We start from the raw sequence: 16,574 nt of genomic DNA, 5'->3' as shown, positions 1-16,574 counted from the left end.
GACCGCCTCGCCACCGACTATCAAATCGAGATCGGCGACAGCGCAGGCCAATGGCACACCGTCGCCGATGCCAGTGACCGGCAAAAGTTTGACCCGAAAAACAAAAAGCTCGTGAAGCCGAACCTCAGCGGCCTCAGCCCCGACGAGACGAAGCGCGCCAAACCACTGATGCAGGAAAAAGCCGACATCGAGGCCAAGATCAAAGCTGCAGAAAACGCACAAAAGGTCTTCGCCGGCACCTTCCGTACGCCGGATGACATCCATCTCCTCAATCGCGGCGATCCCGAGCAACCAAAGGATGAAGTCACTCCCGCCGTGCTCAGCGCCCTGAGTGATTTGAAACTGCCCAAGGAATCCGCCGAGCAACAACGCCGCCGTGTCCTCGCCGAGTGGATCGCCAGTCCGCAGAATTCTCTCACCTCCCGCGTCATGGTAAATCGCATCTGGCAAGGTCACTTCGGCACCGGTCTCGTGCCCACACCGAGTGACTTCGGTCATTTGGGTGTGAAACCCAGCCATCCTGAGCTGCTCGACTGGCTCGCCGCTGAGTTCATCCGCAGTGGCTGGAGCGTGAAGCACATGCATCGCTTGATTGTGCTCAGTGCGGTTTACCGACAATCGTCGGACATGTCAGACCAGTCCGACGCTGCCGCGAAGGATGCCGACGTCCGCTACCTCTGGCGCTTCCCCTCCCACCGTCTCGAAGCCGAATCCATCCGCGACTCCATGCTCGCCGTCAGCGGTCAGCTCAATGTGAAGATGCATGGCCGTGGCTTCAATCTCTTCGATCAACGTGGTGGTCTCAGCGGCTTTGATCCCATCGAAACCTTCACGCCCGACAATCAGCGTCGCATGATCTACGCCCACAAAGTCCGCCGCGAACCCGAGACCGTCTTCGGCGCCTTCGACTGCCCCGACGCCGGCCAAAGCACCGCCATCCGCCGCGCCAGCACCACTCCGATCCAAGCCCTCAACCTCTTCAACAGCCTCTTCACTCTCGCCCAGACTGATGCCTTCGCTGCCCGCGTGAAAAAGGAAGCTGGTGACGATCTACTAACTCAAATCAAACGCGCATACCAACTCGCCCTCAGTCGAGAACCCACAGGCGAAGAACTCGAGGAAAGCCAGCCCATCGTGCACCAGCACGGCATTGCCACGCTTTGTCGTGCGTTGTTCAACTCGAACGAGTTTTTGTTTGTGCCGTAGTTGCATCCGTCATTGGCCGGACCGCATGAGTGGATCTAGGTTGAGTCTTCATGGAAATCGACTCATTGGAACCACCCTACCTGCACGGAGGCCCGCTTGGTCGCGTTCGATTCAAGACGCAGCCAGAAGACTTCATCGTGGAAGAGCTGCTGGGCTTTGAGCCTTCCGGTGTCGGCGAGCATTGCCTGGTGTGGGTGGAGAAGCGGGATCTGGACAGCAACACAGCGGGTGCGCGACTGGCAGACGCACTGGGATTGCGTCGGCGGTTGGTGAGCCACTGCGGACTGAAGGACCGCCATGCCGTGACGCGGCAGTGGTTCAGTCTGCACATGCCGGGGCAGCCATCACCAGAGCCAGCGGCGCTGGAATCGGAAGGTTTGCGCGTGCTGCGCGTCACGCGAAACACCCGCAAGCTGCGGCGAGGCATCCATCTCGGCAATCGCTTCACCATTCGGCTGCGCGAGCCTGACTTCGATGCTGAGGAGAGATGGAGCCAGATCGTGAGTGTCGGCGTGCCGAACGTGTTCGGTAGCCAACGATTCGGCAATGAAGGCCGCAATGTGGAGAAGGCGCTCGCCATGTTTCGCGGCGAGTTCACGCCTGGGGATCGTCTTCTGCGCGGGCTGCTGCTCTCGGCCGTGCGCAGCCATTTGTACAATGCGGTGGTGGCTGAGCGCATGAAGCGCGGCTGTTGGGATCGGGCGCTGCTGGGCGAAGTGTATGGCTTCCCCGACAATGGAACTTTGTTGCTCATCGAAAATCAGCGTGGTGACGAGATGCAGCGCTTCGCCGATGGAAAAGTGGAGATCACCGCGCCGATGTGGGGCTGCGGTGATCTGCACAGCGCGGGCGAGGTTCGTGCACTAGAGATGGAGGTGATGTCTCGCTTCCCCGAGCTTACCGCCGGGCTTGAAGCCGCCGGGCTGCGCCAGGAACGACGCGTCATGCGTTTGCGACCTGTGAATCCCGAGTTTGTGACCTTGGAAGGCGGTGACCTGCAACTGAGCTTTGATCTGCCTCGCGGCACCTATGCCACCGCCATCCTGCGGGAACTGGCGATGCTGGAAGAACCGCGAGAAACTCCGTAAAATGTGGCCGCGCCAAGGAGATTACTCCGTGACGACTCGATGACAGACTCCCCCGAACACCTCTCCCTCGCAGGACGCCAGCTTCTGGATCGTCGCCGCTTCCTTTCGAGCAGCGCCACGGCACTCGGCTCTATCGCGTTGACGAACTTGCTCGGGCTGGATGGCCTGCTCGCCGCCAACGGCCCTATCATTGATCCAGGTCGGCCTTATGCGCCGCGACAGCCGCATTACCGAGCGAAGGCAAAAAACGTCGTAGTCATCTTCTGCGCCGGTGCGGTGAGCCAGCTTGAAACGTGGGATTACAAACCCGAGCTGATCAAGTGGGACGACAAACCTCTACCGGGCGGCCCCGCCGTGACTTTCCAAGGCCCCGCAGGCAATCTCGCACGGCCCCAGTATACCTTCCGCCCTCGTGGCCAAACTGGCAAGTGGGTGAGCGACATGATACCGCACCTCGCGGAGCTGACGGATGACCTCGCCTTCGTGCATTCGCTCACCAGCAAATCCAACACACATGGCCCAGCGGAGAACTTCCTCTCCACCGGTTCCGTGCTTGATGGCTTCCCGAGCCTCGGCGCATGGACGACGTATGCGCTTGGCAGCGAGAACCAGGATCTTCCCTCCTACGTCGCCATTCCTGATCCACGCGGCGTGCCGCAAAATGGTGCGAACAACTGGGGGCCCGGTTTTCTCCCCGCAGCCTTCCAAGGCACGACGATGAGTTCCAAAAGCCCCGTGCGTCATCTCTCTGCGCCCGGAGTCTCCGCACAGGCAGATCAAGCTACGCGCTCATTGCTTCAAAAGATGAATGCGCGACATCTCGAAGCCAATCCAGGCGATGGCAAACTCGCTGCGCGCATCGCCAGCTACGAACTCGCTGCGCGCATGCAGCTCAGCGTGCCGGAGATCAACGACCTCAGTACCGAGCCTGCCCACATCCTAAAACTCTACGGTGCCGACGACACTCAGAACGCCGATAAAGCCGCCTTCGCGAAGAACTGCATTCTCGCGCGACGCCTCATCGAACGCGGAGTGCGCTTTGTTCAGCTTTTCAACGGCGCGTATGCGAGCGGCGGCAAACTCAATTGGGACGGCCACAGCGATCTCAAAGCGCAGTATGACGTTCACTCTTCGATCCTCGACCAGCCCGCCGCCGCCCTGATTCGCGACCTCAAGCAGCGCGGCCTGCTTCAAGACACGCTCGTCGTCTGGTGTACCGAGTTTGGCCGCATGCCCTTCTTCCAAAAAGGCGCGAAGGGTCGCGATCACAACCCCGATGGCTTCACCTGCTGGATGACCGGCGCAGGCGTGAAGCCCGGAGTGAGCACCGGCGAGTGCGACGAACTCGGCCAGAAAGCCGTGAAGGACATCCATCCGCTCTACGACTTCAACGCCACCATCCTCCACCTCCTCGGCCTCGATCACGAGCGCCTCACCTTCGAGCACAATGGATTTCAACGTCGCCTCACGAATGTGGAAGGACACGTGATCAAAGAGATGCTGGCCTGATCATCATCACGCCACGATCTCGCGGATCACATGCCCATGCACATCCGTCAGCCGACGCTGGATGCCGTTGTGATAGTAACTGAGTTTTTCGTGGTCGAGACCGAGGAGGTGGAGCGCGGTGGCGTGGAGGTCGTAGCTGTAGCTCGGGTTTTCGGCGGCTTTGAAGCCGAGATCATCCGTGGTGCCGTAAGCAGTGCCTCCCTGGATGCCGCCACCGGCCATCCAGGCGGTGAAGGCTCCGGGGTTGTGGTCACGGCCTTTGCCTGCGCCTTGCGCGGCGGGTTGGCGACCGAACTCGGTGGTGCAGATGACGAGCATGCTTTCGAGCAGGCCGCGTGATTTTAGATCGGTGAGCAGCGCGGCGGCCCCGCTATCGAGAATGCTGCCCCAGTAGCCGTGATCGCGGACGAGGTCTTCGTGGCTGTCCCAGTTGGGGCGGATTTTCTTCGCGGTGGTGTTTTCGGCGCCGCAAAAGATCTGCACGAAGCGCGTGCCACGCTCGACGAGCCGACGTGCGAGAAGGCACTGCCGTCCAAACGGTCCGATGTCCTCGTGATCGAGGTTGTAGAGCTTTTTCGTCGCCTCGGTCTCATCGCTGACGTTCGTGGCTTCGGGGGCGCTGAGCTGCAAACGTGCGGCGAGTTCATACGCAGCGATGCGGGCTTCCAACTCGCTGTTTTCGCGTCTTTCGGCCGCGTGGGTGCGATTGAGCACTTGGAGGAATTCGCGGCTCTTTTGCTCGGAACCTTCGATGTAGCCCTTGGGCGGGAAAAGATCGGCGATGGGCGGTTTTTCGGCATCGGTGGTGAGAACAGTGCCTTGATGAATCGCGGGTAGAAAGCCCGCACCCCAGTTCAAAACGCCACCCGGCGGTAGGCCGCGCGGATCAGGCAGCACTACAAAGGCGGGAAGGTCATCGCTGAGGCTGCCGAGACCATAAGTGACCCAAGCACCCATCGTGGGAAAGCCGGGCAAGATGTAACCGCTGTTCGCCATGAACATCGCGGGACCGTGCAGCGCGGTTTTGCTCTGCATGGAGTGGATGAAAGCCATGTCATCGACCTTCGTCGCGAGCTTGGGAAACAGATCGCTCATCCAGCGCCCGCACTCGCCATGCTGGCGGAACTTCCACCACGACTGCTGACAGTTGCCGGGCTTCGACGCGAAGAAGGTCAGTTTGCCATCGGGATCGAAGGGCTTGCCCTGACGCTTCGCCAGCTCCGGTTTGTAGTCCCAGGTATCCACATGCGAAAGGCCACCGGGGCAGAAGATTTGGATCACTGCTTTTGCTTTCGCCGCATGATGCCCGCCTTTCGGCGAAAGCGGGTTCGCCGATGCCGCGCTGGCATCGCGATGCAGCATCGCAGCCAAAGCGGTTCCGCTGAAGCTGTGGAGGAAATGGCGGCGTGTAGTCGAGTTCATGAGTCGAATCATTCGGGCCTTCCATTCTCAGCGGGCTTCTTACCTTCGATGAGCGCCTTCGCCTGACGCACGAAGCGGCGGCCGAGGAGTTCGTAGCCGGGCTTGGTGTAGTGGAGGTCGTTGGTCATCAAGCCTCTGATCTCCTTGTCGTTGAGATCATCGCAATCGATCCATGCGCCATGCGCATCGCCCTTTGCAGTTTCGACCTGGGCATCGCGCACCACTTTCCACGCTGGCGGGTTGATGCGTTCATGATCGCTGATGCGGCCGATGACGAAGTTCATGTCTGGGCGCTTCAAATCACGGCGCAGATTCGCGAGGAGCTGCTTCAAGGCATCGGCATAAGGCGCATGCAGGCCGGTCTTCGAATCGTTCTCGCCCTGCATCCAGCAAAACGTGATCGAGGCCGGATTTGGGTGTGCTTTGAGCAACTCCGCAAACTGGCTGAGGATGCGCGTATAGAAGAACGCCGTCGCCTTGGTGCCCTGATCCTTCGCCCGAGCCTGAGCGACATCGACTCCGTGCTTCGTGGCGATGTCGTTCCATTCATTCACCCAGTAACGAATCGGCTGACCTCCCGCCGCGACCTTGATGTAGGCCACATCGGCGTCGGGGAAGAGCTTCTTCGCCTCCGGTTCAAACCCAAGCTTTGGGTCCATGCCTGCCATGTTAGATTGGCCAGAGAGGATGAAGAGATGCGCAGGTTTGTCCGCTGCTGAAGCGAGGGAGACCAGGGCGAGAGTGAAGAGGATGATGTGTTTCATGGTTTAGCGAATCCAGATGGCTTTGCCGGTTCCGCCTTTCGGCGTGGTCTTGGGGTAGTCAGGGTTAGGCTTTTGCTCGATAACGCGGACGATTTGGTCGATGGGCAGATCGGCCTGCGCATCACGGATACGAACGCCGGTGACTGAGACATTTCGCACGGAGCAGTCGAGGTCGGGGGAGAAGATTTCGACCCACTGCTCCGATGCGGTTCCGTGACGATAGGTTTGAGATTTGGGGCCGAGTTCGATGAGGTGATAGTCGGCGGGTGGCGGGAAGAGTAGTTTCACATCGCGGATGGTGAGGCCGTCGGTGTTGGCGTGGACTTGGATGCTGCCGGGGCAATTGAAGGTGAGGTTCTCGAAGACGATGCTCTTCAACATGCCGACGCCGAGGCTGAAGTCCTTGTCGCGGCCGATTTCGAGATTCGGCTGGTCGTAGAGCTTGAAGTCGCGGATGTCGGTGATGGCGCGTAGCGTGATGTCGTGGATGGGACAATCGACCGTGGTGCCGTCACTGAAGCGTTTCACGCCGGGGAGCAGGCGGATGGAGTTGGCTGATGAGATACCATCGGGTGCGCCGTGGATGTCCTCGATGATGATGTGATGGATGGCACCGAAGCTGGGCGCGTAGTTTTTCCACTCCCAGGCATTAAGCGCGACGGTGTCGTCGTGCGAGACGCCGCTGACGTTGCGGATGAGACCGTTGCTCGCGGGGCCATTCACATGCACGCCATCGCGCCCGTGCTCGTCGAGCGTGACACCATCGACGGTGAAGTCGCTGACGTTCGCTAAATGCACGCCAAAGGCTTTGCTCTGACGGATGGTGATGTTCTTTACTGAAACACGGCGGACATTTTGCAGCAGGATGACGCCGTGAGTGCCAGGCACGGGCTGCTGCTTCGAGGAAAGCCCTCGTGTGTTGTCTTCTCCAAACGTCGTCCAGATGCCGCCTTCGATGGTGATGTCAGTGTCCGGCTTTGTGTCTTCGGGCACCGCTTGTTCAGCAAAGCCGACGATGTGCTCGTTGCGCACTATGCAGGTGTTTGTGCCAGGCTTGAGCTGGATCACCGCATCTGCATCGGCAGAGAGCTTTTGGCCGGATTTGAGGATGATTGGGCCATCGAGCAAATAAGGCTGCTCTCGCTTCGGCAGATGCACCACGTTGTTTTTGTCGAGTGCGGCCTGGATGGCGGCGTTGGCGGACTCGCTTTGAATGGCGGCGACCTGGGCTGTAGCCGCCAGGGAGAAGAGTAAAGCGGGGAGAAGCAAAAGAAGGTGTTTCATGGATGGATGAGAGCTTTCACTTCAATCCACATACACAAACTCGTTCGCGTTCAGGAGCATGCGGCAGAGGGAGAAGAGGTCGATAGAGTTGGCGGCGGTGAGTTCTTCCTTTGTCGGAGCACGCTGAAAGCAGAGGTGGAAGGCACGCGCGATGGCTGCCTCGGGCGTTTTGTCTTCGGTTTGAACTCGCTCGGCCAGATGGCGAGCTTGTTGGAGCATGAACTCGTTGTTCGAAAGCGTCAGCGCTTGCAGTGCCGTGGTCGTTTGCGCTCTCGTTGGGGTGAAGTTCGCGGGATCAGGGCAGTCGAGCGTGGTCAGGAACTGATGCGGTGTGGTGCGCACGACGAAGCGGTAGATGCTGCGACGCCAAAGCTCGGGTTTGTCGGGCGTGACGTAGTCGTAGATGGGGGCGTAGGCTTCGGTGTAGTTGAAGTCGCGGTAACCGGGGCCACCATGGTCGAGGTTCAGCTTGCCGGAGACGGCGAGCACGGTGTCGCGCAGGGTTTCGGCGTCGAGACGGCGTGGGTTTTGCTTCCACAGCAGCCTGTTTGAACCGTCTGATCGGACTGATCCGACCGATCTTTGCCGATAGGTGCGGCTCATGACGATGAGCTTGTGCACATGCTTCAAGCTCCAGCCATGCGTGATGAGTTCGTTGGCGAGGAAATCGAGCAGCTCGGGGTGGCTGGGTTTGTCTCCGCCGAGGCCGAAATCGCTGGGGGTGGTGACGAGGCCTTGGCCGAAGTGGTGATGCCAGAGGCGGTTCACGATGACGCGTGCGGTGAGCGGGTTGTTGGGATGCGTGATCCAATTTGCCAAAGCGAGTCGGCGCTGGGCTTCGGGTGTTTGGTTGTCGCCAAAAGCAGCGGAGGCGTGCTTGGCCCATGAGAAGGCTCCGGGCGTGACTTCTTGCGCTTCGTCCTCGGGATTGCCACGGCGCTGCACTTTGATGGCGGGCGGCTTGGGATCGGAAACGATGGCATAGACCTTGTCGGGCTCGGGAAGGGCTTTGAGATCGGCGTCGAGCTTCGCGGCGGTGGCGCGGAGTTGTTTCAATTGGACTGTATCGGCCTCGGTGAGGCGTGTTTCGGTGATTTCGGGCACGAGCTTGGGATCGCCGACGAAGAGGAGATCGTTGCCGATGCCATCGCCGCCGTCGGTGGCGATGAGGGTGAGTGTTTTGGCCTTCGCGGGCACTTCGAGGTCGAGGGCGGCGGTTTCGTCTTTGCGGAGTTTGAGCTTTTGGAATTTCAGCTCGGCATCGACGAAGACGGTGAAGTCGGCTTTCGTGGCTGCGGCTTCTTTGGAGCTTCCGAAGCCGACGAGGCCGGTGAGTCGCATGGCTTTGAGGCCGCTCTGCTCGCGCAGTTTGGCGAGGTCGAAGGTGATGCCGCTGTTCGCGTGCATGGCGAGCATGCTATGGCCTTTGGCGGCGAAGTCGGTGCCGCCGAGCGTGGTGCTGCGTTGGGCGTTGAGAGGACGATTGGCGATGGTATCCCAAAAATGGCCGCTGGTGGCGGGGATGCCTTTCACCTCGGTTTTGAAGTCCACGCTGACCTTGTCTTTGCCATCGGGGACAAAGACCCACTTCACGCCGGGGATGCTTTCGACTTTTTGAAGGCGGTTCGTCTGGATGTCGCGGTGGTAGCCGAGCTTTTCTTTGGTGACTGAACCGTTGCGCAGGTCGATGCCGGAGGCTTCGGGGATGAGTTTGGCGAGTTCGAGGCCCTCACCGGCCAGCTTGGCGATCTGCGTGCGTGTTTGGGTGAGTTCTTTGTTTAAGCGGGCTTTTTCGGCGGCGATGCGTTTCGACTCGGCGGCATCGGTTTCGCGGTCGCCGCGCTTCACACCGGCAAAAACGGCCCACAGCCGATAATACTCCTCCTGCGTGATGGGATCGAGCTTGTGATCGTGGCAGCGGGCGCAGTTGATGGTGATGCCCATCGTGGCGGTGAGCGTCTGCGTGACCATGTCGTCGAGATCGAGAGAGCGGGCGGCACGACGAAGCATGTCGGACCGCGTTTCCTGCTGCCCGACGAAGTCCCAAGGGCCTGCGGCGAGGAATCCGAGCGCGGTGATGGTTGGCTTCGGCAGCAAATCTCCGGCGATCTGTTCTTTGATGAACTGGTCGTAAGGTTTGTCGGCATTGAAGGACTCGATGACGTAGTCGCGGTAGCGCCAAGCATTCGGGCGGAGCTGGTCACGCTCGAAGCCGTGGGTGTCGGCGTAGTGGACGATGTCCAGCCAGTGGCGGGCCTGGCGTTCGCCGAAGTGCGGTGAGGCGAGGAGAGAGTCCACGAGCGCTTCGTAGGCTTGGTCGGACAGGTCTGATGTGTCTGACAATTCCGACGGTGGGAGTCCGAGGAGATCGAAGTGAAGTCGACGCTTCAACGTGTGCGCGTCTGCCTGCGGAGACATCTTGAGGCCATTCACACGGAGTTTGGCTTCGATGAAGGCGTCGATGGAAAGTAGCTCGGGCTTGAGCCCGAGAGGCGCGGCTAAAGCCGAAGCCACTTTGATGGGCTGCACGGACCAGTGCTGCAGGCGCTTGTCGGTGAGCGCGGCTTTGTCGGTGGCGTTTTCGGGCCACTTGGCACCGGAGTCGATCCAGCTCTTTAAAAGGGCGATCTCTCCGATTTTTAAGCCATCACCTTTGGGGGGCATTTTTTCATCTTCATCCGTGCTCGTGATGCGCTGGAAGAGTGGTGAGGCATCTGCTTTGCCCGCGAGGATCGCCGGGCCATCGTGGCCGCCTTTGAAGGCATGCACTTTGGCATCGAGACGGAGTTCGCCTTTCTGTTTCTTTTCGCCATGGCATTCGATGCAGTGTTTTTGCAGCAGCGGACGGATCTCGCGGTCGAAATCGGCCGAGAGAAGGACGGAAGGGATACAAAGGACGGAAAGGAGCAGCTTCATGCGAGTGCGCTTTGAATGACGTGCCCGTGCACATCCGTAAGGCGGCGTTCGAGACCGTTGTGGTAGTAGCTTAGCTTTTCGTGATCGAGACCGAGGAGGTGCAGGATGGTGGCGTGGAAGTCATAGACGCTGGTGACATCGACGGCGGCTTTCCAGCCGAACTCATCGGTTTCGCCGTGGTGTTTGGCACCGGTTTGCACGCCAGCTCCGGCGAGGATGCAGGTGAAGCCGCTGGGGTTGTGATCGCGACCGGACGCACCTTTTTGAAAGGTGGGCATGCGGCCGAACTCGGTGCAGAAAACGAAGAGCGTGTCGGCGAGCAGGCCGCGCTGCTTCAGATCCATGAAGAGCGCGGCGGTGGGCTGGTCGAGGATCTCGGCGTGGCCGGGATACTGCGCGGCGATGGTCTTGTGGCCGTCCCAATTGCCCACGCCTTCGCCCATGGCATACGCGCCGTTGAAGACCTGCACGAAGCGAACGCCCTGCTCGCACAGACGACGCGCGAGAATGCAGTTTTTGGCGTAACCGGCCTTCACGGTGTTCGTGGGATCGTCGGCTCCATACATTTTCAAAACGTGTGCAGGCTCGCTGCTGAGATCGGTGAGCGCGGGGACAGTCATCTGCATCTTCGCGGCGAGCTCGTAGCTGGAGATGCGAGCGGCGAGTTCGCTATCGCCGGGGAATTTTTCGAGGTGGCGTTCGTTGAGACGCTTCAAGAAGTCGGCGGTCGCTTTGTCGCTACTGGCGGAGATGCCGTCAGGTCGTGCGAGGAAGCGAATGGGGTTTTCGGCATTGAAGGCGGTGCCTTGATAAGCGGCAGGAAGGAAGGCGGCGCTCCAATTGTTGCCCGCGGCTTGGGGATTGCCGCGTGGATCGGGAATGGCGATGTAGGACGGCAGATTTTCGTTTTCAGTGCCGAGCGCGTAGTTCACCCAGGCACCGGCGGAGGGAAAGCCTTCCAAGGTCTGGCCGGTGGACATGAAGGTCTCGCCAGGGCCGTGCGTGTTCGTCTTCGACGTCATGCCGTGGAAGAAAAAGAAATCGTCCGCGCACCCACCGAGCTTCGGCAGTAAATCGGAGGTCATCTTGCCGGACTGGCCGCGTGGCTTGAAGTCACGTAGTGGTTTGATGAGGTTCCCCTGCTCGCCCTGGAAGGTGACGACGCTGCCGCCGGGCATCGGCTGGTCGTGGTATTTAAAGAGAGCAGGCTTGTAGTCGAAGGTGTCGACATGGCTCAACGCACCGCTGCAAAAGACCATGACGACGCGTTTGGCTTTCGGGGCAAAGTGCGGCTTTCGCGCTGCGAAGGGACGAGATGGGTCGATGAGCGGACGAATAGGACTGGATGCGGCCAGGAGCTGATCTCGTGCGAGCAAATCAAGGAACGCGATGCTGCCGAGGCCATGAACGGTCTGCGAAAGGAAGCTGCGGCGGTTGAGGAGAGCGTTCATATTATTCGAGGAAGAGGAACTCGTTCGAGTTGAGAAGGGCACGGCAGAAGGCTGGAAGACCTTCTTGCTTCACGAAGGCTTCGGCGGTGGAGAGTTCGTCTTTCGAAGGGGAGCGCTGATAGACAAGTTGGTAGGCTTCTCGGATCGTTTTGGCTTTGGTGGCGAGTTTGGCGGCTTGGTCGATGACAAACTGACTGTTGAAGAGGTTGAGCGCCTGCAATGGCGTGGTGCTGCGGGGGCGGCTGGGGCAGACTTGGCCAGCGTCAGGGGTATCGAAGGAGGCGAAGATGGCGTCAGGCTCCATGCGGAGTTTGAGGGCGTAGATCATGCGGCGGTAGTCCTCGCGCTCGAAATCGGTGGTCTCAGGTATCCAGTTGCGGGCGTAGTTGGCGTTTGGCTCGTAGAGCATGAAGCCGGGGCCGCCGGGGGTGAGATCGAGGCTGCCGGTAACAGCGAGGATGCTATCGCGGATGCTTTCAGCGTCGAGACGGCGCGGGGCAAAGCGCCAGAGCAGGGTGTTCGTCGCGTCTTTGGATAGGACGGATGGATCTGATGGGACGGATGAGGATTGCTGGAACGTGCAGGAAGTAAGAATGAGCCTCTGAATGTGCTTCACGCTCCAACCGCTGCAGATGAACTCATTGGCGAGCCAGTCGAGCAGTTCGGGGTGGGTGGGTTTGAAGCCCATGTGGCCGAAGTCACTCGGCGTGGCGACGAGGCCGGTGCCGAAGATGTAATGCCAGATGCGGTTCACCATGACGCGGGCGGGTAGTGGATTGCGCGGGTCGGTGAGCCATTTCGCGAAGGCGAGGCGGCGCTGCTGCTCGGGAGCATCGGGCGGGAGATTGAGGCTGCCGAGTTTGTCTTTGAATACCGAGAGTGCATCGGGCGCGACGACCTCGCGCGGGTTCATGTGATCGCCACGATGGAGGCGATGGGTTGGCTCGGGCTGCTTGAAAATGCCCGCATAGGCCAGCGGCGGCTCGGCGATGGTGGAGAGTTCTTTTTGAAGGGACTCGACCTTCGCGATGAGGTCGGCTGGTGCATCGGAGGAGGAAGGGATAGCTTTGACCTTTTTGTTGAAGCGGGCGCTGAGGCGGTCGGCCTGGCTGGAGACGGTTTTCCAGGTCTTCGCATCGCCGGAGATTTCGATGCGGTAAGCCGTGGCGATACGGTCCTCAAAAACTTTACCCATCGTGCTGCGGTCACGGCTCCAGACGACGCGGGTGATCTGCTGCGGCTGCGTGAACTCGAACTGCACCCAGCCTTTTTTCTCTTTAGCGATCCAACTGTGACTGTTGCCGTATTGACCGTCGTTGATGTGCGCGAGCTTGTGAATCGGCGACGGGCCGAAATCACCGCCGGAGGTCGTTTCGGCCTTCAAAGCAAGGTTTTCGCCGCTGGGGCTGAATATCTCAAGTTCGTCGATGCAGGCGTTGTTGCTGAAGCTGTCGTCGATGATGAAGCGGAGATGTTTGGCGGTCGTGGGAGCAAAAACATCGGTGTTGGCGGTGTGAGTGACGGGCGGGCGGATGTGTAACTTTTCGGAAGGTGCGGGCAGTTCTTCGAGAAGGATAACATCGGCAGCCAGCGGGGCGCTGGTCTGGCCCATGCGGAGGAGGATGCGGCTGTGAGCAGCCAGTTCGTGCTCGCCGAGGCTCTTGAAGCTGCTCCAGCGTTTTTTGCTGGCGATGGCGGGTTTGCCATCAGCGAACTGGCGTTGGTTGATGGTGCCGATCTCGGTCTGCTTTCCGTTCGTTTCGATGATGAAGCGGGCGTCCGGCGCATGGGTGGTCCACACGCCCCAGCTCACCCAGATGCGATGTTTGCCGTTGCGCTTCGGTGTCCACGCGACGCAGTCGGCGCCGGGTGCTTCATCAAAGTAGCGGTAACTTTCGCCGATGTTCGGGAAGCGCTGCGCATCGCCAGGATCACTGAGCTGACCTGCCTCGGTGCCGGGATCGTATTCGGTGGGCGTGGCACCTTTGGGGGTCTTTAAAAAGATGGCGTCTTCCTCGCCGAGCGTGACGCGACGACCGAGCACGGATTTGGGCTGAAACGCGGCGAGCTGCACATTCAGCGGCGCGAGTTTTTGACGCAGCTCATCGGCCTTTTTTTCCTGAGCCGCGTGGCTGGCATCTTTTATGGGCCTGTCGCCATGCTGCACGCCGGAGAACACGGCCTGCATGGCGTAGAAGTCGGTCTGTGTGACGGGATCAAATTTGTGGTTATGGCACTTCGCACAGATCATTGTGGTGGCGAGAAAGGCGGTGCCAGCGGTGTTCACCATGTCAGAGAGCTCGTCGGCGCGCTGCATGAGCTGCAAGTTTTTGTCCTGGCCCTTCACCCGATCATACGGCCCGCCGACGATGAAGCCCGTGGCCACATCCGCGTCACAGGTGTCCCCGGCGATCTGCTCGAACATGAAGCGGTCGAAGGGTTTGTCGGTGTTGAAGGCGTCGATGACGTAGTCGCGGTAACGCCAGGCATGCGGGCGCTCGTGGTTGGTCTCAAAGCCATTCGAATCGGCGAAGCGTACGACATCCAGCCAGTGGCGTGCCCACTTTTCACCGTAGTGCCTCGAAGACAAAAGGGAGTCAATGAGCTGGCGGTAGCTTTTGTCGGACAGGTCAGACGAGTCAGACATGTCGGACGGTGGGAGACCCGTTACGACAAAGTGGGCGCGGCGGGTGAGGGTGCGTGCATCAGCCGGTGGAGAGAACGTGAGGCCTTTTTCGTGGAGTTTGGCTTCGATGAAGGAATCGATGGTGACTTTCGGATCGTGCGGAGGCAGCGGTTGATAGGCCCAGTGCTGGATGCGTGGATCAATGGCAGCAGCTTTGTCCTCAGCGGTTTCGGGCCAGTCGGCACCGGAGTCGATCCAGGTTTTGATCATGGCGATCTGTGCCTCGGAAAGAGGCTCGCCATCCGGTGGCATGCGTTCGTCACCGGAAGCGGTGATGCGCTTGAAAAGCGGCGACTCGGCGGATTTGGCCGCGACGATAGCCGGACCGCTTTCACCACCTTTGAAAGCGTGGACTTTCGCATCGAGGCGAAGATCGGCTTTCTGCTTTTTCTGGCCATGACACTGCACGCAATGCTCTTGGAGCAGCGGGCGGATTTCCCCGTCGAAGTCTGGGGCAGCGAGAAGGATCGATGGCGCGAGAATGATGGAGAGGAAGAACTTCATCGGCGTGAGGAGGTTTTCTTGAGGCCTAGATCGTCGCGGGCGTGAAGCAGATGGTTCTTCATGGCGGTGGCGGCCGCGGTGGCGTTGCGGGCGAGGATGGCGTCGAGGACTTTGCCGTGATCGGCGACGGCTTGGTCTTTGGTCACGAGGCGGTAGCCATGGCTGAGGCTGGTTTGCAGGAGGTCAGAGAGGGACTGCATAAGCAGAGAGCCGATCTTGTTGCCTGAGGCTTCGGCGATGAGGCAATGGAACTCCATGTCGGCGAGCACTTGAGTCTCGAAGTCTTGGCAGTTTTTCAGGCGCTCGTGAGCGGCTTTGAGTTGCTTGAGTTCACTGGCAGTCGCGCGTTCGGCGGCGAGTCGGGCGTTTTCGGGCTCGAGGGCAAAGCGCACCTCAGTAAGCTGGACGAGGCGTTGTTTCTCATCAGGCACGAGCATGTGAACGGCGCTGCTGAGGGGCTTGTGAAGCTTGTCCACAACCTTCATGCCGCTGCCCTGGCGAATTTCGAGCAGCCCCTGGAGTTCGAGGCGTTTCGCGGCCTCTCGCACCACGCTGCGACTGACACCAAGCTGGGCGGAGAGCTCGCGTTCGGTCGGCAGCCAGCCGTCGTCTTCCTGGAGATCTCGCCGTGCGATGGCGACGAGGCTTTGGCAGACCTTTTCGACGAGGGAAGGCGGTCGGGCGATGGTGTCGAGAGTCATGGTGGGTGATCAGGTGGTCAGACCAATTGGGGTGTAGGCAAAACGGATCTTTGGGGAGAAATCTTACTGGGGCTGGTGAATGCGGGGTCAAGATGGTCAAGGCATGGTCAAGATGCTTCAGCGGGGCTACCTTGACCTCTTGACCCACCTTGACCTTCCTGACCCGTATCCAAGTCAGGTAGGCCACGGGTGACCTTTCGCGACTACTTGATCAAACTGAGCGCCTTTTTCACGCTCGCGCCGTCATGCACCATGGCCATGAGGGCGCGGGTGATGCCTTGGGGCTTCGGATGCTGGATGACGTTGCGGCCATAGACGATGCCCGCCGCGCCCTGGGCCAGCAGGCCTTCGGTGCGCTCGAGGATTTCTTTGTCGCTGACACGACCACCACCACGTACGAGGACCGGGATGCCGGAGGCTGCGGCGATGACTTTGTGATAGACGCTGACATCGTCGGTGGGGTCGGCTTTGACGATGTCGGCACCGAGTTCCACGGCCTGACGGACGAGGTAGGTGACGGCGGTTTCGTCGCCATTGACCATGTAGCCACCGGCTTTTTCGTTCGGCTGGAAGACGAGCGGCTCGATCATCATCGGCATGCCGTAGTAGTCGGCCTGCGGCTTCAGACGGAGGATGTTTTCCACGCACTGAGCATGCACTTCAGGAGCACCGGGGATCTGGAAGAGGTTCACGCAGACACAGGCGGCATCGTAACGCACGGCCTGGAGCATGGTCTCCTCGATCATGAGGCTGAAGCGGGTGTCGGGCAGTTCTTTGCCGTAGATGTTGGCGACGTCGGTGCGCAGCACGAGGCTGGGTTTGAAGCGGCCGGGGATCTCCTGCAAATGACGCGCCATGCCGAGCGTGAGCTGGATGGCATCAGGGGCGGCATCGACGAGGGTCTTCACCACGGAGCGCATGTCTTCGATGCCGGTGAGGAAGCCGGGCTGATTGAAGAAGCCGTGATCGACGGCGACATCGAAGCAGCGGCCGGACTTGGCGTTGAAGAGACGGTTGAGGCGGTATTGTTTCATGGAAATGGA

11 protein-coding genes are annotated in these 16,574 nt (G+C 60.1%); 3 read left to right on the top strand and 8 right to left on the bottom strand.

What is annotated here, in order from left to right; genetic code table 11:
• From AC6FTP_RS13375 to AC6FTP_RS13365, 3 genes are all read left to right on the top strand, one after another.
• Positions 1-1,206: DUF1553 domain-containing protein (locus tag AC6FTP_RS13375; protein ID WP_497207419.1), on the top strand; the 1,206-nt coding region annotated here is incomplete at its 5' end.
• Positions 1,207-1,256: 50 nt separating this feature from the next.
• Positions 1,257-2,294 carry a tRNA pseudouridine(13) synthase TruD gene (truD, locus tag AC6FTP_RS13370; RefSeq protein WP_497207418.1) on the top strand — a complete coding sequence of 346 codons (1,038 nt, stop codon included), beginning with the start codon at positions 1,257-1,259 and terminating at the stop codon, positions 2,292-2,294.
• A gap of 39 nt (positions 2,295-2,333) precedes the next feature.
• Positions 2,334-3,803 (top strand): DUF1501 domain-containing protein, encoded by a 1,470-nt coding sequence (locus tag AC6FTP_RS13365; RefSeq protein WP_497207417.1) that lies wholly within the window; start codon positions 2,334-2,336, stop codon positions 3,801-3,803.
• Between the two features lie 6 nt (positions 3,804-3,809).
• On the opposite strand, the gene AC6FTP_RS13360 is transcribed toward AC6FTP_RS13365, so the two are convergent.
• The 8 genes from AC6FTP_RS13360 to AC6FTP_RS13325 all read right to left on the bottom strand — a co-directional run bounded on the left by AC6FTP_RS13360 (position 3,810) and on the right by AC6FTP_RS13325 (position 16,565).
• Positions 3,810-5,225, bottom strand: a complete 1,416-nt coding sequence (locus AC6FTP_RS13360) for a DUF1501 domain-containing protein (RefSeq protein WP_497207416.1) — start codon at positions 5,223-5,225, stop codon at positions 3,810-3,812.
• Between the two features lie 8 nt (positions 5,226-5,233).
• A complete protein-coding gene (locus AC6FTP_RS13355; RefSeq protein ID WP_497207415.1) occupies positions 5,234-5,989 on the bottom strand; it encodes a sialate O-acetylesterase in 756 nt (251 codons plus the stop codon).
• Between the two features lie 3 nt (positions 5,990-5,992).
• Complete coding sequence (locus AC6FTP_RS13350; protein WP_497207414.1) at positions 5,993-7,273, bottom strand: right-handed parallel beta-helix repeat-containing protein; 1,281 nt, start codon at positions 7,271-7,273, stop codon at positions 5,993-5,995.
• A 21-nt stretch (positions 7,274-7,294) separates the two neighbouring features.
• Complete coding sequence (locus AC6FTP_RS13345; RefSeq protein ID WP_497207413.1) at positions 7,295-10,189, bottom strand: DUF1553 domain-containing protein; 2,895 nt, start codon at positions 10,187-10,189, stop codon at positions 7,295-7,297.
• A complete protein-coding gene (locus AC6FTP_RS13340; RefSeq protein WP_497207412.1) occupies positions 10,186-11,640 on the bottom strand; it encodes a DUF1501 domain-containing protein in 1,455 nt (484 codons plus the stop codon). Before AC6FTP_RS13340 ends, AC6FTP_RS13345 begins: the two co-directional genes overlap by 4 nt.
• Position 11,641: 1 nt before the next feature.
• Positions 11,642-14,830 carry a DUF1553 domain-containing protein gene (locus tag AC6FTP_RS13335; protein ID WP_497207411.1) on the bottom strand — a complete coding sequence of 1,063 codons (3,189 nt, stop codon included), beginning with the start codon at positions 14,828-14,830 and terminating at the stop codon, positions 11,642-11,644.
• Positions 14,827-15,531, bottom strand: a complete 705-nt coding sequence (locus tag AC6FTP_RS13330; RefSeq protein ID WP_497207410.1) for a FadR/GntR family transcriptional regulator — start codon at positions 15,529-15,531, stop codon at positions 14,827-14,829. The genes AC6FTP_RS13335 and AC6FTP_RS13330 overlap by 4 nt, the downstream gene beginning before the upstream one ends.
• Before the next feature lie 203 nt (positions 15,532-15,734).
• Positions 15,735-16,565, bottom strand: a complete 831-nt coding sequence (locus tag AC6FTP_RS13325; protein WP_497207409.1) for a class I fructose-bisphosphate aldolase — start codon at positions 16,563-16,565, stop codon at positions 15,735-15,737.
• Between the last annotated feature and the right edge of the window lie 9 nt (positions 16,566-16,574).

This window comes from Prosthecobacter sp., from assembly GCF_044378005.1.
GTDB lineage: Bacteria > Verrucomicrobiota > Verrucomicrobiia > Verrucomicrobiales > Verrucomicrobiaceae > Prosthecobacter.
This window is presented reverse-complemented; position numbering and strand designations above follow the sequence as displayed.